The organism is Teredinibacter waterburyi (assembly GCF_001922985.1).
Lineage (GTDB): Bacteria > Pseudomonadota > Gammaproteobacteria > Pseudomonadales > Cellvibrionaceae > Teredinibacter > Teredinibacter waterburyi.
Map to the genome: position 1 here is coordinate 247725 of NZ_MRUH01000165.1, position 18651 is coordinate 266375.

The 18651-nt window shown below is 48.6% G+C and carries 12 protein-coding genes and 1 tRNA gene; 1 reads left to right on the forward strand and 12 read right to left on the reverse strand.

Annotation, left to right across the window (positions count from 1 at the left end; translation table 11 throughout):
- Positions 1–90 precede the first annotated feature (90 nt).
- Entirely contained in the window at positions 91–2832 is a 2742-nt protein-coding gene (locus IDZ20_RS13345; RefSeq protein WP_188151921.1) for a cellulase family glycosylhydrolase, read from the forward strand.
- Positions 2833–2982: 150 nt separating this feature from the next.
- Here IDZ20_RS13345 and IDZ20_RS13350 read toward each other — a convergent pair whose 3' ends face one another.
- The 12 genes from IDZ20_RS13350 to IDZ20_RS13405 form a co-directional block, all read right to left on the reverse strand.
- Positions 2983–4488 (reverse strand): tryptophan halogenase family protein, encoded by a 1506-nt coding sequence (locus IDZ20_RS13350; RefSeq protein WP_188151922.1) that lies wholly within the window; start codon positions 4486–4488, stop codon positions 2983–2985.
- A 227-nt stretch (positions 4489–4715) separates the two neighbouring features.
- Positions 4716–7739 (reverse strand): TonB-dependent receptor, encoded by a 3024-nt coding sequence (locus tag IDZ20_RS13355; protein WP_188151923.1) that lies wholly within the window; start codon positions 7737–7739, stop codon positions 4716–4718.
- A 522-nt stretch (positions 7740–8261) separates the two neighbouring features.
- Positions 8262–9167, reverse strand: coding sequence for an SGNH/GDSL hydrolase family protein (locus IDZ20_RS13360; protein WP_188151924.1), 906 nt, complete (start codon positions 9165–9167; stop codon positions 8262–8264).
- Between the two features lie 211 nt (positions 9168–9378).
- Positions 9379–10731: an MATE family efflux transporter gene (locus IDZ20_RS13365; RefSeq protein ID WP_245792325.1), complete on the reverse strand. Its 1353-nt coding sequence runs from the start codon at positions 10729–10731 to the stop codon at positions 9379–9381.
- The gene (rimI, locus tag IDZ20_RS13370) at positions 10724–11224 is read right to left on the reverse strand and encodes a ribosomal protein S18-alanine N-acetyltransferase (protein WP_188151925.1); all 501 of its coding nucleotides are present in this window, start codon (positions 11222–11224) and stop codon (positions 10724–10726) included. Before rimI ends, IDZ20_RS13365 begins: the two co-directional genes overlap by 8 nt.
- Before the next feature lie 119 nt (positions 11225–11343).
- Positions 11344–12387, reverse strand: coding sequence for a hypothetical protein (locus IDZ20_RS13375; RefSeq protein ID WP_188151926.1), 1044 nt, complete (start codon positions 12385–12387; stop codon positions 11344–11346).
- 110 nt (positions 12388–12497) lie between these two features.
- Positions 12498–14045: a 2-isopropylmalate synthase gene (locus tag IDZ20_RS13380; RefSeq protein WP_188151927.1), complete on the reverse strand. Its 1548-nt coding sequence runs from the start codon at positions 14043–14045 to the stop codon at positions 12498–12500.
- A 536-nt stretch (positions 14046–14581) separates the two neighbouring features.
- Positions 14582–15646 (reverse strand): quinolinate synthase NadA, encoded by a 1065-nt coding sequence (nadA, locus tag IDZ20_RS13385; RefSeq protein ID WP_188151928.1) that lies wholly within the window; start codon positions 15644–15646, stop codon positions 14582–14584.
- Positions 15647–15847: 201 nt separating this feature from the next.
- Positions 15848–15923 (reverse strand) — tRNA-Lys (locus tag IDZ20_RS13390).
- Between the two features lie 191 nt (positions 15924–16114).
- Positions 16115–16798, reverse strand: coding sequence for a 7-cyano-7-deazaguanine synthase QueC (gene queC, locus IDZ20_RS13395; protein ID WP_188151929.1), 684 nt, complete (start codon positions 16796–16798; stop codon positions 16115–16117).
- Positions 16799–16904: 106 nt separating this feature from the next.
- Positions 16905–17555 (reverse strand): 7-carboxy-7-deazaguanine synthase QueE, encoded by a 651-nt coding sequence (queE, locus tag IDZ20_RS13400; protein ID WP_223144969.1) that lies wholly within the window; start codon positions 17553–17555, stop codon positions 16905–16907.
- Positions 17556–17890: 335 nt separating this feature from the next.
- Positions 17891–18625, reverse strand: a complete 735-nt coding sequence (locus IDZ20_RS13405) for a YbgF trimerization domain-containing protein (protein ID WP_425443434.1) — start codon at positions 18623–18625, stop codon at positions 17891–17893.
- Positions 18626–18651: the final 26 nt, after the last annotated feature.

Below are 18651 nucleotides of genomic sequence, written 5' to 3' on the forward strand. Positions count from 1 at the left end.
TGGTGGCAGCGGCTGGAGCTCTATAGACAGAAGCTAAATCCAGCCCCAACCGAACGAACTGAATTGATTAGAATTTACTGGAGTTAACCTATGAATTTACGACTTGGCTATTTGGCCCTACTGATGGGCTCATTGCTTATTCAGGGATGTGGTGGCGATCTGCTTGACGACAATGCAGAAACCCGCCCGCTCAACCCCGAACCTTCGGAAGTAGTAGACGAAACAAAACTACGTCCGCCCGAAAATGCCGCCGTTATTACCACAGAAGATAAACAAATCTTGGATGTGTCAGGCAAACCGATATTGCTGCGCGGTATTAACCTTCAATTTGGCGATTCACCGATTGAGCGTTTAACCGCAATCGATCCAATTGCCGCTACCGGCTCCAACGTTGTTCGACTACAACTGCGTGAAAACACCACGGCAGACGCATTGGAAGCAGCACTTAACAAAATCATCGAAAACGATATGATTGCGATGGTTATGTTCTGGGAAGAAGAAGGCAAAATTACCTGTACAGCCGAAGACACCTACATTAAAACAGCTGTCCCCGATCTCTGGCTTGATCGTTGGTTGCCGGTATTGGCTCAGGCAAAATACCAGCCTTACCTCATGATCAATATCGCCAACGAGTGGGGCCCATTAAATATTTGGAATGCCAGCAGTCTCGGTTACCAAGCGTACATCGACACCTACAAAACCTTTATTCGCAAATTCCGCGATGCAGGGTTTAAGGTGCCGCTCGTTATTGACGCGCCTCACTGTGGCCAAGATTACAACGCGTTTTTAGGCGGTCGCGGTCGTGAGCTGCAAGCGGCAGATGTGGAAGACAATATTATCCTTTCTGTTCACGCCTACCATTCGGCGTGGAACTCAAGCGCGAAAATAAACAAAGCCACCAGCTCACTTGAGCAGGAAAACATGCCGTTTATTTTGGGTGAATTTGGCGGTTCTGGTGCAAATGGCGAATTTTCTATCGACCATATGGATTTGATTGCTAAAGGCGCTGGCGACAACGCGATGATTTTCTCCATGCCTTGGAGTACCGTTGAAGACAAAGCCGCGTATAGCTACAACCTGCCAACCAGCATCAATATGGTCGGCTCTGAAGTCAGCTTCGATGTTTACATGCCTAAAAGTTACGTAGAAGACGGCAACCTCGGCATTCAAATGTACGTTAAAGACGGCAGCTGGGCCTACGGTGCAATCGACTTCGAATCGGCATCTTCAATGACCGCTAATGGCTGGACTCATATTACTTACAACCTAAACTCGGTTGATGATTTCCTTGGCTACAAAGCCGACGGCTTTGACCCAAGCACAGTTCAAGCGATTGGTTTTGAAATTGTTGCCAACGGTAAAACGTCTGATATTCAAGGCGATATTAAAATCGACAACCTGCGAGTATTAACCGGTGTTGGCGGCGCAGCCCCTGAGCTCGTCTTCGAAGCCACTTTCGATAGCGACCTTGCCGGCTTTGAACGCAGCTGGGGTGCAGGCCTTGGTGATGGCGAAACGCCTCTTACTGTGGTCGATGGAGAACTAAACATCTTGCCAGTTTGGGGAGACGCTGCCGATGACGGTGGTAATGGTGCAACTCAAGAAATTGAAGTCGCCAACTACACCAGTGTCGACATTGACTTAGCCGCCCCTTTCACTATGTCGTTTGATATTTTTGTACCCGACGAGTACAGCTCGGAAAGTATGGAGATTAAACTGGTATTGAAAGACGCTAACTGGGTCTTTGGCCAAGTACTTTATGTTGGTAACGACAGCATCACGCGCGGTAGTGTGCAAACCATTAGCGCGTCGATTACCGACTTTGCCTCCGAAAGCAGTTACCTAGGCGATGGTTTTGTTGCTTCAGGCAAACCAAATTCCTTCGGCATCTCGATTGCGGGTGTTACTACTGAAAAAACCGAAGCCATTCGCGTAGATAACTTTAAGGTTTACAAGGTTCCTACCGGTAGTAGCAACGACCTTTACACGGCCAGTTTTGACGCTGGTGTGAACGACTTTAGTCGCAGCTGGGGTGCGGGTGCTGGCGATGGCGAAACACCGCTTACCCAAGCCGACGGCGAACTGTTAGTTCTGCCTATTTGGGGCGATGCAGCCAATGATGGCGACGGTGGCGGTGGCGCGACAACTCAAATTGAAGTCGCCAACTATTCCGTGGTGGAAATGGATATTGCGCAACCGTTTACGATTTCTGTCGACATCTTCGTTCCCGCTGAATACGACACCGAATCCATGGATTTAAAACTGTTTGTGAAGGATGCTGGCTGGCAATACGGACAAGTACTCTATGTGAATAACAGTGATATTGTCCGCGGCACTATGCAAACCTTCTCCTTCACCATGAGCGATTGGGCAACCGAGTCGAGCTATATGGCTGACGGTTTTGACCCCAATGGTGCTCCTGCGGCGTTTGGTTTTGCCATCAGTGGCATCACAACGGAAAAAGCCGAAGCGATTCGAATCGACAACTTCACCATCTCCATTCCCGCTGAAGAATCATCGGAAGAAGAAGCTGCACCACCGGTGCTGGATCTGAACTTCGAAGCCGATGCCGATGTAGAAGCGTTTGCTTTTGATTTTGCCAGCGGCGCCTTTAGCGATTCCGTACTTGGCGATGCCAAAACCCGTGGACTCGGTTCTAACCCATTTGGTTGGATTGCTTGGTCTTGGTTCGGTAATGGCGAAGCAACGAAAATGCTCGATATGTCGAATAGCGTTGATGGCGTGAGCGACCTAACTGAGCGCGGTATGGAGCTTATCGATGATCCGGATTACGGCATCATGGTAACGTCTGAACTTGCCGAGTTTGAATAAGGCTAGCGCGCAGTAGCAGCTAAGTTAGCAAAAGGTTATGCCGCCATAAGGCATAACCCAAGCGACTAAAAAGCCAAAAAAAACCACCCTTCTGGGTGGTTTTTTTTGGCTTTAATAAAGTACCCAAACTCGAAAAGTAAACAGTTAAACTCAGTCCACAGCGCAGTTATTACGAATAAAATCTGCGTGGCTGGGCAAGCCCTGAACAGCTCGCTGAATACTGTTTGCAATGGTATCTAGCTCCTGCTGAACATTAGCTTCGGCAAAATTATCCACCGCGGGATGATAGCGTTCAGACTGAATCCCAAACCCAGCAAACATTGCCAGCCAACTGTTGGTGCGGAAAAAATCTAAATCGTCCTGCAGTACTTGGCCTGTATGACGAAAAGACTCGATTTTTTCTTGCAGGCTATCGGGTATAGACATGGTGCGTACCGCATCCCAAAATGGTTCGCCATGACGCTTGTTGGCGTAGTAATGAAAAATAATGAAATCTCGCAAGCGCTGCTGGCGTGTTTTCATTACGTCATTAAATTTATCGGTTAGGTAGCTGTCGAAATTCCGATTGGGAAAATGGTTAATAAGCGCGTCAATTGCAGACTGCACCATATAAATACTGGTAGATTCCAACGGCTCCAAAAACCCGCTAGATAAGCCCAGCGCTACGACATTTTTGTTCCAAGTTTTTTTACGCATTCCCGTTACAAATTTAATTACCTTGGGCTCAGCCAGGGAATCGCCTTCTAAATTTGCAGTTAAAAGCTCAATCGCGCGCTCATCACTAGAAAACTGGCTGGAATACACGTAACCATTACCAACCCGATGCTGTAAGGGGATACGCCACTGCCAACCGGCCTCAACGGCTAAGGAGCGCGTGCTAGACGCCGGCGACTGAGTGCTCGCGCAAGGCATGGCTACAGCTCTATCACAAGGTAGCCAATGGCTCCAATCTTCATAGCCAGTTTGTAGCGTTTCTTCAATTAACAACCCCTTGAAACCGGAGCAATCTATAAACAGTTCGCCTGCGATCTCAGTGCCTTCGTCTAGTTCAACCGCTTCGACAAAACCGCTATCCGCATGCTGTTTAACATGGGTAATCGTGCCTTCAATTCGCTTTACCCCCAACTTTTCGCCAATGGTTTTTAAATACTTAGCAAATAGCGCAGCATCAAAATGAAATGCGTAGTTAAAGGTTGATAGCTCAACTTCGTTATTGGGCTTTGGTAGCGCGAATTTTTTGTGGTGGGCTATTTGCGATGATAAACAATAGGCATCTAACGGCTTAGCGGTACCCTTTTGGTTTAGCTTCATCCAATAATGGTGAAATGGAATACGCGCAATGCGCGCTCCGTACCCGGCAAACGGGTGATAAAACGAAACCCCCTGTTTTTGCCAGCCGTCAAATTCAATCGCCAGCTTATAGGTAGCATTAGTGTTTTTTATAAAATCGACTTCGTCGATTTTTAAGTCTTGTAGAAATTCTTTAATGTAGGGAACTGTCGCCTCACCGACGCCAATAGTACCGATATCGGCCGATTCAATTAAGGTAATCTCGGTGTAGTTATTCTGAAAGCGATTCGCTAAAGCGCATGCCGCCATCCAACCAGATGTGCCGCCCCCTACTACCACGATTTTTTTTATGCGATTTTCTACCATCGGTATTACGCCCTGTTACTTAAATTACGCTAGCAATTAAAACACAGTTAACCGCTAGATAAGAACCCGCTCAATTTGAGCGGGTAATAAAAAGGCGCGAGGGTTAACTCGCGCCTTAGTAAGCGAAACAAAACAATAGTGACTGAACCAAACCGTAGTGGCCTAGTGAACGGCTTCCCGTTAACTAGGCTTTCACATTTAACTATTGCTCTGCTTGTAAGCCTTGATTAGAACTTAACATTAACGCCAAGCGTCATACGACGCTCGAACAAGTCGTAATCATGAACATAATCGCTCCACTGGGTGTAAGCAATATTGTCTTCTTCCGTTAGGTTGTTAACAGAAAGCGTCATTTGTACTTCATCAGTGATGTAGTACGAACCGCTCAAGTCAACAAACATGGTTGAGTTCAAATATTGCGGCATACCATCGGCGTCGTTAGCTGGTGACCACATCCAACCAGAGGTATCACCGGTGTACTGTTCGCCAAGGTAGTTTGCGGCTAAACGCAATTCTAGCTTGTCGTCTTGGTACCAAAGGATCAAGTTAGCTTGGTCTTCTGCAGTACTGTTAAACGGCGCGATATCACCATTCGGCAAAGTTTTATCAGAAGGGCTTTCGCTAGGCGAGTAGGTATAGTTAAACGTCATACCAGTGTTGCCTAAGATACTTGGAAGTGTATCGAAGCTCTGCTGATAGGAGAATTCCCAACCCTGCACGCTACCGCCTTCGCCGTTGGCAATAGTACGTTCTTCTGCACCGCGTCGAACGACACCGTCACTGTCAGCCAGCGCTGGGTTTTGTTCAACTTTGTCATAGGTAAAGCTCTGAATGTCGATATCAAAATAACCGATAGCAACGATTGTGCTGTCGTTTGGATACCATTCAAACGCGATGTTTTGAGTGGTCGCTTCCCAAGGACGCAAGTAAGGGTTGCCGTTATTCTGACGTGAACTTACACGCTGCCATGCTTCTTTATCACCGTTTGGAAGCGTCTCTTCGGTTGAGTAATAAGTGATAGAACCATCACCCAACTTGCTCAAGTTTTGCAACGAGATACGTTCATCGTAAGCAAGACGCAACTTGTAGTTCTCACCAAAATCAAAAGCCAAGTTCAGCGTTGGCAAGAAATGGTTGTAAGAAACATTGGTAACTTTGTCGCCCAAGTCGGTATAGGTTGTGTGGTTGGGATCAACACCAGCCAAAATACGTGGGTTTAGGCTGTTAGGGTCTGTGATGTTCTGAGTAACTTTAAGATCGGTACGCACGTGACGAACACCGCCGTTACCGGTAAGCATTACAGAATCGCTTAGCTCTTTCTCAAAATTGGCTTGAACAAAGAAGCTGGTTTTAGAATCGGTAACGCTGTAAGAACGATCAGGGTTAACGATGGCTTCACCTTCGCCGTACAGCTCATCCAAGAATGCAATTGGGTCGCTGATAGCGTTGGTGTCAACCATTGGCACTGTGCCGTTAAAACCTTGCAGCACTTCACCGAAGCTGGTTACGTTAGTGACGTAGCCGTTAAGCGCGCTATCTTCTAACTGGATAACCGGGAGCGGATCGTAAGTTACACCTTCGGCGGTACCGGTGGTGCCAGCTTGACCAACGGCGTAACCGGCTTCGTGATATTTGTTCAGCAACTCATTGCCGTCGTCGTCAAATAAGCCAGACGGAGAGAAGAATGAAACATTGTCGAAGTTTACGTCGCGGTTAGAGAAGCGAACGCCGAAATCGATAGAGGTAATACCTTCATCGGCTAATGCGAACGAACCATCTGCGCGGAAGATATCGTGGTCAGCACCGGAATAAGCGCCCTCGACCCAACCAGAGTGAATGTACCAAGACTCTTGGTTAGCCATTTTCGCGACCATTGCCTCGTCAATGTTTACCAACACACTGTCAGACTGCAATTTAACGCTCATTGGGTAAATCAAACCGTCGTCAATAGCTCCAGGGTTGATATTTTCTGCAGTGCCGCCTTCAGAGCGCACAACATCGCGAGCGTTACTGATTTGCGACAAGGTTAGATCGTTGCTGGTAGAACTGGCGTGGCCAGAAACCCAGCGTACGCTACCAGTGAACGCGCCACCATTGTCGTACTTTAATTCGATGTTACTGTTCGTTGCGCTGGTATCGCGGTAAATACCTTTAACACCGGCAACAAAGCCAGAAACCATCATGTTCATGTCAGTCGCGTAGTAAGGCTGCCCCCCAAGAGTGCCGTCACCAGGATTGTTAATCGCGTTGTTACCGGTTACCTTTACGTACTCATGAAAACCTGCACGACCGCCAATTTGGTTACCCAAATACAAGAACTGACCCGCAGAACGCTCTTCCATCGAGTTGTAGAAAACATCAGCGTTTAACTCAAGTGCGTCACTTACCGCAAGATTAAAGTTGTAAACCAAACCTAAGCGCTCGCGCTCAATCTGGCGAGACGAAAATTCTGGGCTCTGCCAGTTCATCGGGTTGATAAAATCACCGCCCATGTCGCCGTTGCCGTCTAGATCGTAACACTCATCACCGGCAGCGCCAGTACAACCCCAGCTTTCTGCAACACGGTCTGAACGCATACGACCTTGGTTGTTGGCTAAAGTCGAGTCGCCGTAAGAAATCGCCAAAGACGTGGCTAACTTATCATCCAAATTCCAACCGACAAGAGCGCTTAACTCTGGATCAGTTTCGCTAGTGATAGAACCTGTGCCCAACTGCAAACGAGCTGAACCGGAAAAGCCTTCGTCCATGTTCAACGAACGCGCGGTTAACAAATCGATGTTACCGCCGATACCACCATCTAGAGACGAGGCACTTTGAGATTTGCTAACGGTTAAGCCAGAAACCAAGCTTGATGGAATATCGGTAAAATCAGCGCCGTTAGTGGTCATACTTGCAGGTAACAGAAAGTATTCACCGTTAACGGTACTCAATACTTCAGACATACCGCGTACGCTAACCAAACTACCCTGACCACCGCTACGCTTGATTTGAACACCGGTAATACGCTGCAGCGAATCGGCAATAGTTACATCCGGCAATTTACCAATATCTTCTGCAGATACTGAATCTACAATATTTGTGGCGTTGCGTTTGATGTCGATAGCACGCTCTTGCGCTGCCCGAACACCCGTCACAATCACCTCTTCTTCTACTACATTCTGTGCGAATGCAGAAGCGCCCATGCCCGCCAGCACAATCGATGCTATCTGGCTAGCCAGAACCTTTTTACGAAAGTTCCCCATTTTCTTCATAATCCTGCTTCCTCAAATTTCAGCCTAGGAATCGCCCTGCGCACCCATCAAAACACTGAGTAGAACCAGCAGTTAATCGGGTAAGATCGGGCTCATCAATTTCTGTTTTTATGTTAAGGAGTGCGAACTGCAAGGTGCACACTCCTTGGTGTGTCAAGATAGATGAAATCGGTTACATGAGCAACGGGATATAACGCGTTTTTTAGACTTTTATCGTTTATTTGAACTTTTTCTATATCGCTGTTTAACGGCTGGTCGTAAATTAAGCTAGGGTAGCCGCAGACGCGGAAAATCAACGCTCAGCAGCACCCAGGTGTTAGGTCTTTAACCGAGTATTTGTGAAGAGTATTTATCAATATTATGACCGACCAAACTACTACCCGTTAGCTCTATACGAGCAGAGGTTTCGGGCGATTAGAACTAGCGGAGAAATGGGAGCGCTTAGCATGACGCTAAGCGTGCTGCGGTTGGTACAGTAGGTGGCGCAGTTTCGAGCAATACTTCCCGAAACTGCGCACTGAGTTAGGACTGTAGTCGACGACGCGCCAACGTTAAAAAGCCAAGCATCATTAGCATTACAAATCCAAAACTACCACCGGACGAATCACTGCCACCCGATGAGCTCGAAGACGAACTGCTAGAGCTTGATGAACTGCTCGACGAACTGCTTGAAGAGCTACTAGACGAACTACTGCTAGATGAGCTCGAACTACCAGAATCGATGGTTGCCCACACAAAGGTATCGTCAAGAACACTTTTAACTGAGGGATACCAAGAAGTACCCAGTTTTTCGTGACCAGCCGTAGTCGGGTGAACGCCATCGCTGGTATCAGCAGAAACATCGAAATCCGTCCAAACATCAACAAGACCAATAGGAGATGCCTGCGTACTCAAACCCGCAGCCCAATCGGGTAGCGCGGCGTTAAGTGCAACCACAGCAGCAGGACAGCTAGAACAAGGGTATTCAGTTGGGTCCATAGGGATAATTTGCGCGACCAAGATCTTCATGCTCGAATTGTTAGCACGCATATCAGCAACCAAAGACGTGTAAGACGCCAAAATATTGGTAGTGGAAATACCGTTCCAAACGTCGTTAGTACCCAAATGCATCAATACAATTTCTGGGTTTGTCTCATCCAGCCAACCGCTAAGCAAATCGTCTGCAGCAATGTCTCTCGCCAAGAATCCACCGTGACCTTCGTTATCTGCATCATGGGTAAAACCGCAATGAGGCGCGGAAAGCGTACCGACGAAGTCCACATCGGTGTAGCCTGCGTCATTAAGCTGCTGCCATAGGTAGGCGCGCCAACACCCAGGGCTACCCGTAATGGAATCACCCAACGGCATTATCCGCGTGGCGTTAGATTGCATAGCTGCGGTAGCAAGTAACACGCAAACCAGAGCTGAACAAATACGACGAAACTTCATAGTAAATACTCCAAGATTTAGTTCAAAAGCGACCACAACAGCCAATACAAAAGTAATTTTAGCGCCAAACTATAGCAACAATTCCAGAAGAGAACAGCGTTTTTAACAAGTGCCCAATACAGATATGGGCAAGCCTGAGCACCCGAGAGAAGAGATCGGTATTGACCAAAGATAGAAGAGTTGTCGCCTAAGAGCAATGAAATCAAGGGTTCTAGGAGAGGAAATTAGACTGCCGCATTTTCTGGATAGCACTCAGCATCCAAATAAGCGCCCATACACCAACGCACACATTAGCGATGCTCATGGCGCTTAAAATACCTGTTAAACCCCACCAGTAATTCCCCAAAAACATCAACGGGAAAAAAATAACAATGACCCGGGCGCTCGAAAGTAACACCCCAGGCATCGGCTTACCCAGCCCATTAAATGCCGCATTCACCACCATCACCACGCCGTAGGCAAAATAACTGATTGGCACTAGGTATAAATAAAGTTTAACCACCGCAACAACATCTTCATTTTCACCAAAGGCTCGCCCTATCCACTCGGCCGAAAATCCCAACACCAGCGCGACAGCCAAACCCGCAACAAGACAAAAGCGAGCACAGACCCAAACCGCCTGCTGCAGGCGATCAAAATATCCGGCGCCTAAGTTTTGCCCACAGAAGGGGCCAATCACTGCGGACAAGGCATAAAAGGCGATAAGCGCCATAGATTCAACCCTTGCCGCCACCCCAAAACCGGCGACAGCATCTTGGCCGTGGGTCGCTATAGTCGCGATGACCACAGCCCCTGCAGCGGGGATAATCATATTGGTCGACATTGCCGGCAAACCGATATGCAGAATTTTTCGCCACGACTGCCGCGCCCTAGCAAGGTCAAACGGATTGACGAGTAACTGCCGCGCATACAGATGCTGAAACACTAAAACAGCCGATGCGATACGCACTAGCAAGGTCGCCAGCGCCGCACCCTCAATCCCCAGACTTGGAAATATCCACCAACCAAAAATCAATATTGGGTCGAGCAGTGCATTGGCCACGGCCATACCAATCATCACCCGCGCCTGAAATTGGGTGTCACCCAAGGCCCGTAAGGAGGCCAAAGCCACCATTGGTACCGCCATAAAAATCGTGCTGCAATACCATAACACCATGTATTCTCGAATTAGTGGCAATACGGTTTCCGAAGCGCCTAGCAGGCGAAAGGTCGGGTTTAAGGTGAGCAGACCAAGTAGAGACAACAACCCCGTTAACAACAAGGTGAGGCTAATGCCATCGGTGACCAGCACTTTTACTTGATTAGGATCGTCGCCACCGGCGGCCCTAGCAACCACGGAAGAAGAACCCGCACCAAGGCCAATCGCTAGCGACAAGCACAGCATAACCACCGGAAAGGTAAAGCTCAGCGCTGCGAGTGCATCGCCGCCAAGCCCAGAGACAAACCAAGTGTCGACAAAATTAAATGACATGGTCGCGACAAGGCCAAGCGCCATAGGCACGGCCATGCGCGCAAGTGATTGCGGGATCGGATCCCGGGTAAGATGAATTTTTGGCTTAGCCAATTCTCAAAGTTTTCCCGTAAATATGGGCGTCTTCACGACCATTTTTAGCCGGATAGTAACTCGGACGAACGCCGAGCTGATTGAACCCTGCTCGATTGTACAGCTCGATTGCACGGTCGTTTGATGCCCGTACCTCAAGGAAGAGTTCGGCAGCATAGTCTTCGAGCTGCTCTGCCATTAGTTGTAATAACTGAGTAGCAAGACCCTTGCCCTGCCATGCTGGGTCCACCGATATAATCAGCAGCTCGGCATCGCCAGAGGCTATAGAGAACACCGCTATTGCACACCAGTCGCCAGCAACCTTAACGCCGACACAAATGTGGCTGTTGCTCACCGAATCGATAAAGTTTTGACGCGACCAAGGATAGGGATTGGCGCGAACCTCTAGTGCATGTACGTTATCGAGATCCCCACCATCAAAATTTTGCAGCTCACAACGACTACCGTCGTCGAGTGTAAATTGTCGTTTAATAGACACTACATCTGAAATCATATCGGTATTAGCCTTTTATCTTCCACCCCATGTCGACTGTAACCTGCGGAGTGTGGTCCTTGGTTGCTAATTTATTATTCTCGTAAGTGCGTCCCTGTGATTCCTCTCACCGGTTAAACTTACAACTCATTGTGCAATGCTTGCCACAGCTTTCGCTTTAACTGTGGATTGCGCAATACCTCAGTTAAGCTCGGCAATACCACCGCATCTGTGGCAAAAGCATCTATAGGTACTTTTTGGTAGAGCGACTGCCGGTACCCTGTATCCGTCGCTAAATCCGCACCTACAAGCGCTCGAAAAGCCGAAACACCCAGTATCAGTACCTGAGTAACTGGCTGTGTAAGCAACTGCCCTTCGAGAAACGATGCCACTAGCTCTCGCCCTGCCACCCAATCTCTAGGTTTACCGGGCAAGTCTACCAACGGGTAATTTTGAATCTTGGCTTCTGGCAATCGCTGCGGCGCCGGCTGACAAGTGGACCGCAGAATATTCAACAATAACGCCTCTGTTGGCAATGCCGCGCCAACTTCTCGGCTATCAACCACTAACAAATCTTGGCTGACTCGCCAAAATGCTAGCGAAAAACGCGCGACTTCGGTTCCCGTATCAGCGCGCTCCGCCAAACTTACAGCGCCAACTTCGACCCCAGTGTGAGCGCTCGGTTCCAAACCAATATGAGTATCATTAGTGTTAGCCGAAGTCGGATCCGACGCACTGAGCTTCGCATCTCCCAGAGGTGAGACCGGTTTTTCTATAATTTCAGAGGGGTTCGACAAAGGAGCCGGCGTTACGCTATGGGCTGGCAAAGTTGATTGGACGGCTGCCTCAGCTGGTTTACCATCCCCGCCCTGCAACAGGCTGGTCACAGAAGCGAAGGATCTGCGGCGCGGCTTTTCGGCTGTCACACCCGCTAAGGGGGCTACAGCATTTGCAAAGCTCGCAGAGGATGAAGAGCCTTCTGCATGTAACGAACCTTCAGCCAGTAAAGGACCGTGAGTTGACGAGGAGTCGTCGGCTCTTGCTAATGCAGAGCCACTACTAGCATTCGCCGCCACAGGCAGCTCGCAAAGCTCTGAAACCAAAGCATTGGCAAGCTGCAAGCGAGGGACAAAGCTATCGATTCCCAACGCATCTAGGTACTGCATTCGCTGACGTTCATTCATGGCGGCAAGTTTACTCTGTTCTAGTAGCCCACGGCCAATGATTCGACCGCGAGGCTATACACTTAATAAGTCTAAGCACTCGGTCTAAACTGCCAACTTTAACACTAGACTTAAACGCCATCCCGCTGTGGGTGAGAGCGTGACTTGGGTGACTCAAGTATGTTCAGTGCATGAAGATAAGCTTTCACAGACGCCGCCACAATATCGGTATCCGAGCCGATGCCATTCACAATATGGCCATTGCGCTCCAGTCTCACGGTAACTTCACCCTGAGAGTCGGTTCCCTGCGTAATCGCATTAACGGAATACAGAAGTAGATCCGCACGGCTATTTACAACGCTTTCTATCGCCTTGTAAGCCGCATCAACAGGGCCACTACCGTCCGCTTTGGCGGTAACGTCCTCGCCCTTTACCTGAAGCGTCAGCTCGGCCACAGGCTTCACGCCCGTTTTTGAGCAAACTTCCATATCAACAAGTAGGTACACTTCCTCAAAGCTCTCACTGCCCTTGCTAGAAACAAGTGCGTGCAGGTCTTCATCAAAAATCTCGTGTTTCTTATCGGCAAGGTCTTTAAACCGAGCAAAGGCTTGATTCAGTGCATCTTGAGTATCGAAGCTAATGCCAAGGGCCTCAAACCGGGCTTTCACTGCAGCGCGGCCCGAATGCTTGCCCAGTACAATTTTATTGGTATTCCAGCCGACATCTTCCGCACGCATGATTTCGTAGGTCTCGCGATGCTTAAGTACGCCGTCTTGGTGAATGCCGGACTCGTGTGCAAACGCATTGGCGCCGACAATTGCCTTATTGGGCTGAACCGGAAACCCTGTGATAGATGACACCAGCCGCGAAGTCGGCACAATGTGTTCGCTAACAATACCGGTTTCCACAGGGAAGATGTCCTTGCGAGTGCGTACCGCCATGACAACCTCTTCCAGCGACGCGTTACCTGCGCGCTCACCGAGGCCGTTAATAGTACATTCGATTTGGCGCACACCATTCATCACCGCGCTAAGCGAGTTGGCAACCGCAAGCCCAAGGTCGTTGTGACAATGGGTTGAGAAAACAGCTTTATCTGAATTTGGAACGGCTTCCATAAGACGTCGAAACATAGCGCCGTACTCGGCCGGCTCACCGTAACCAACGGTATCGGGAACATTGATGGTGGTTGCGCCAGCGGCAATCGCGGCTTCAGTGATACGACACATGAAGTCGAACTCTGAACGGCTGCCGTCTTCAAGTGAAAATTCTACGTTATCTGTATAGTTGCGGGCGCGCTTAACGGCGCGAACGGCCTGCTCCAGCACTTTATCTGGCTGCATCTTCAGCTTGTATTGCATATGAATCGGCGAAGTCGCGATAAAGGTGTGAATACGCGAGGAATTAGCGCCTTTTAGTGCTTCGGCGGCGCGATCAATATCGGTATCGACCGCTCGCGCGAGGCTACAAATAGTGGAATCTTTAACTGCATTGGCAACCGCCCGAACAGCTTCAAAGTCGCCGACACTGGCGATCGCGAAACCGGCCTCAATCACATCTACGCGCATTTTCTCAAGCATCTTAGCGATACGCACTTTTTCTTCACGGGTCATAGACGCGCCGGGGCTTTGCTCGCCGTCGCGTAGCGTTGTATCAAAAATGATTAGTTTATCTTTACTCATGGTCTGCTCCATTGCTGCAAGAATCCACTCGCAGTTTCATTTCAATTTTTGGTTTTAAGATCTAGTTTTAGATCTAGCTGAAGATTGAAGTTAAGTATTGGCTTTCAGGGTTCGCTATGACTAAAAAGTCATTACCTTCGAAAAGATTGATAGAACCGAAAGCGGAATATTTTCGCGGTAGCCGCGCAGGGAAAGGATTATTAGCCGCGCGGCGGCAACAAATAATAGATACCCAGCAGGTTCAAGCCGAAGGCTTCTGCAGAGGTAGATGTGAACGGAGTTTGTATTGACTTATACACAGTCTAAATTTCCCCTTGGGCTTTACGTAGCTTGACCATCCAATAAAGATCGGCCTTAAACGATCATTAGTTTAAGGCCGAAGAGCCACCACATCAACTTTCATCCTACAGATAATAGAATATTGGGATAAAATAACAATCAAAGCGCGAAAAAACAAACAACAGAGAAATGCCCATCCTAAAAAGTAGAGGATATCGAATTGTTGCGCCCAAGAGTTTTCGACGTTTATTCGTCTTTTACTGCCCCTTTTTAAAATCTAGCATCCGCTGAAGTGGAATCATTGCTTTAACCGCTAGCTCCGGCTCTACAATAACCTCGCACGCACGGCCTCTTTCACCGTCAATGTCGCGCAACACCGCCTCTAAATTCTCCAGCTCGTTCATCGCCATCCACGGGCAATTGGCACAACTGCGACAGGTCGCACCGCTACCGCCGGTTGGGGCAATAAGCAGCTGCTTGCCCGGGCTCGCCTGCTGCATTTTGTAAAAAATTCCCTGATCAGTGGCCACAATAAATGTCGGGTTTGGCAACTGACGAGTCGCCTCAATCAACTGACTTGTAGAACCTACCGCATCGGCAAGTGCTACTACAGGCTCTGGGGATTCGGGGTGAACCAGCACCGCGGCCTCCGGATGCAGGGCCTTTAAATCTAGAATACCGCGCGCCTTGAACTCCTCGTGGACAATACAAGAACCGTCCCACAGCAAAACATCCGCCCCCGTTTTGCTGGCCACATAACTTCCGAGATACTTATCCGGCGCCCAAAGAATCTTCTTCCCCTGACGATCTAGGTAGTCGACAACATCCAACGCAATACTGGAGGTTACCACCCAGTCGGCCCGCGCCTTCACAGCGGCAGAGGTATTGGCGTAAACCACAACGGTACGATCGGGGTGAGCGTCACAGAAAGCGGCAAATTCATCCGCGGGGCATCCCAAATCTAGCGAGCAAGTTGCCTCCAAGGTCGGCATTACCACGCGTTTTTCCGGCGAGAGAATTTTTGAGGTCTCCCCCATAAACTTCACACCAGCTACCACGAGGGTTTGAGCCGGATGATCTTTACCAAACCGAGCCATCTCCAAAGAATCCGATACACATCCGCCCGTCTCTTCCGCTAGCGCCTGAATTTCCGGAGAAGTGTAGTAATGCGCCGCAAGCACAGCGTTATGCTTACGCAATAGCGTTTTAATGCTTTCAATTAAACTATCCGTATTGGCCGGCACCTGATGAGGTGTTGCGAGGGCAACATCCAAATATTCATTTACGACTTGTTGCGGTGTTTTCTTAATGGAGGAGGTCATACGGCACTTACTCGTTCTACTTATTCATTAAAATTTAGAAAGCTTTTGCGCTGAAGCTATTCGCGTAAAAGTATCTTCGTCCATAAAGGCTGCTAGCCAGGGGATTATTAAACTGCAGTATATCGCGTGCGCGCTGGGACGGGGAGTTATTGATAGGCACAAAAAAAGGAGGCATTTTATGCCTCCTTTTTTTGTTTTATATGGTGGGTCGTGCGCGATTCGAACGCGCGACCAATTGGTTAAAAGCCAACTGCTCTACCGACTGAGCTAACGACCCATATAATCTTGCGTATTGCTGAATAACTACCGCTAGGCGGCCATCACTCTCAAACAATTGTTCAGTAAAATCAAACAACTAGCATCTACTGAACCTACGGCTTTGCCCTTTCGGTGTGCCCCGAAAGAGGCGCATATACTAATGATTTAGCAGCAAAACTCAAGCGATTTTTTTATCTAATTACAGTTTTTTTACGCGCCAGCTCGATACAGGGTCGGATCGCTCACATTTGCCTCGTTAAAACCCTGTCGACGTAACCGACAACTATCGCATTTACCGCAAGCTTCACCAGCATCTGTCGCCTGATAACAGCTCACCGTTAAACTATAGTCCACTCCCAATGCCATACCCTGTTTAATAATGTCGGCTTTGCTCAACTCCATTAGCGGCGTAACAACCTGCAACGGCTTACCCTCTACTCCAGAACGGGTCGCTAAATTGGCCATTTGCTGAAAGGCTTGAATATATTCTGGACGGCAATCTGGGTAACCGGAATAATCCACGGCATTCACACCGATAAATATCGCCTCAGCATTCAACACTTCCGCCCAGCCCAACGCAATAGACAAAAACACGGTATTGCGCGCGGGGACATAGGTTACTGGGATACCACTGGTTTCGACTTCGGGCACAAGAATACTGTCATCGGTTAATGCGGAACCACCAATACTGCGTAAATCTAACTTGACGAGTTTGTGGTCGGTGACGCCTATAGACCTAGACGCTCGCTCTGCAGCCAATAATTCAGCCCGATGGCGCTGACCATAATCAAAGCTCAGGGTGGAACATTGGTAGCCTTGGGACATGGCCATAGCGAGAACGGTTGTTGAGTCAAGCCCGCCAGAGACGAGTACAACGGCACGTTTTAGGGTCACTCTCTACTCACTTACTCAGGCACTGGCGATGAAAAGAACGACGCCCAGCCCTAAAGAACATTAAAAAACACTATTAAATAAACAGTTGTCGCTAATCGAAAACCGACTAAACGCCTGGAATCTCTCCCCAAAGCTGCTTGTGTAACTGCAGCTGAAACCGCACGCGCAACCGATCGGCGATAATCCACTCAGCTAGTAGGCGTGGAGCGAGCTGTTCATAGCTGGGAGAAAAAAGTACTTCACCTGCCTTATCTCTAAGACTATATTCGTCCGCTTTAAAAACAGCCCAATCATAATCTTCGCGACTGCAAAGCACGAATTTTACCTGATCTTTATTTTTTAGAAGGGGGATATTACTGTAAAGATTGCGACTGACCTCGCCAGAACCTGGGGTTTTCAGATCCATAACCACGCTAACGCGATCATCAACGCCAGCAATATCCATAGCACCACTAGTTTCCAGCGAAACCTTATAGCCTTGATCGCAAAGTAAGGTAAGCAACGGGAAACAGCTAGGCTGGGCAAGTGGCTCTCCGCCAGTCACACAAACATATTCGGGCTGATATTCCGCAACTTTTGCCAAAATATCAGCGAAGGTAAAACGCTCACCGCCAAAAAAAGCATACTCAGAATCGCAATACCCGCAACGTAAAGGGCATCCCGTTAAGCGAACAAACACAGTCGGCTTACCTACAGTTTGAGATTCACCCTGTAGAGAATAAAATATTTCGGTAATCCGAAGACTCTCGTCAATCATGATATCCAGGACACTTGCTCATTAGTAAATCGACCATCAAACTCTCATCACCGAGCTTGGCACGATCAAACGCTTCCCGACATAACTATTTTGGTTACGATTATTTAACGACTAGACGTCGCAAAAATGGGACAAATGTTGAGTATTCGGCTATAAACTGCGGGCCGCTCAAAAATTAGACGCGCATTCTACAGCCTTATAACGACAAGATCGAGCAAAGGAACAGCTCTGATAGGCAGAGCGACAATTGAAGATGTTTAAATGCGGGCCAGTATAAAAGCCTCGACTAGTCAAGCTGACCGCAAGTTGAACCTAAGAATCAACAAAAACGGATACTAATTAGCCGAATAATAACGCTTTAGGTAACTTGCCGCTAGGCGTGCCGCGTTTGAATTGCCTTGAGCCACAGCCTCTAGAAGTGGGCGAGCCTTTGCCTTGTCCCCAGCCAAATCGTAAGCCTTGGCTAATTTAAACTTGGCGTCATCGGCCTTGGAGTGGTTCGGGAACTCCGCAAGTAATCGCTCAAACCACTGCTGTGCTTCACTATTCATTTGTTTAATCAAATAAATTTCGCCCAACCAATAATAGGCGTTGGCGGCATAGCGTCCCGCAGGGAATTGAGTAAGGTAGCTTTGTAGAGACGTAAGTGCTTGCTCGTAATCTTTTTCTTTTAGTAAGAGATTAACGGCATCTCGGTAGAGCTTCGCTTCATCAGCCGTAGCTACTACCTGACCAGCCGCACTACCAGAGTGAGTTGATGCGCTAGTATTTGTAGAGCCAGAATACGACGGGGCGCCTGTCGAACTAGTCGATACAGTCCCACTCAACTGGCTAACTCGGCGATCTAAATCGATGTAATCATCAAGGCGCTGCTGCTTCAAACGCTTAAGCTCGTGAGCCTGCTCTTCGACCAAGCCTCGCAATGTTTGTACTTCCTGTTGAAGTAACTGCATTTGATAATAAATTTCAGCAGTATTCACCCCAGTTTCCACCGGAGGCGGTGCCGTTCCCGTACCTGTAGATGTGCTATTTGCAGCACGCGGCACTGGAGACCTATCGATAACTTGCACCTGAGCGCAAACGGAAAAAGCCCCCC

Coding starts and splice junctions, on each gene's coding strand:
- IDZ20_RS13375 (WP_188151926.1), bottom strand. CDS start 12,387: ATGAATGAACGTCAGCGAATGCAGTACCTAGATGCGTTGGGAATCGAT.
- IDZ20_RS13360 (WP_188151924.1), bottom strand. CDS start 9,167: ATGAAGTTTCGTCGTATTTGTTCAGCTCTGGTTTGCGTGTTACTTGCT.
- rimI (WP_188151925.1), bottom strand. CDS start 11,224: ATGATTTCAGATGTAGTGTCTATTAAACGACAATTTACACTCGACGAC.
- queE (WP_223144969.1), bottom strand. CDS start 17,555: ATGATTGACGAGAGTCTTCGGATTACCGAAATATTTTATTCTCTACAG.
- IDZ20_RS13350 (WP_188151922.1), bottom strand. CDS start 4,488: ATGGTAGAAAATCGCATAAAAAAAATCGTGGTAGTAGGGGGCGGCACA.
- IDZ20_RS13345 (WP_188151921.1), top strand. CDS start 91: ATGAATTTACGACTTGGCTATTTGGCCCTACTGATGGGCTCATTGCTT.
- nadA (WP_188151928.1), bottom strand. CDS start 15,646: ATGACCTCCTCCATTAAGAAAACACCGCAACAAGTCGTAAATGAATAT.
- IDZ20_RS13380 (WP_188151927.1), bottom strand. CDS start 14,045: ATGAGTAAAGATAAACTAATCATTTTTGATACAACGCTACGCGACGGC.
- IDZ20_RS13355 (WP_188151923.1), bottom strand. CDS start 7,739: ATGAAGAAAATGGGGAACTTTCGTAAAAAGGTTCTGGCTAGCCAGATA.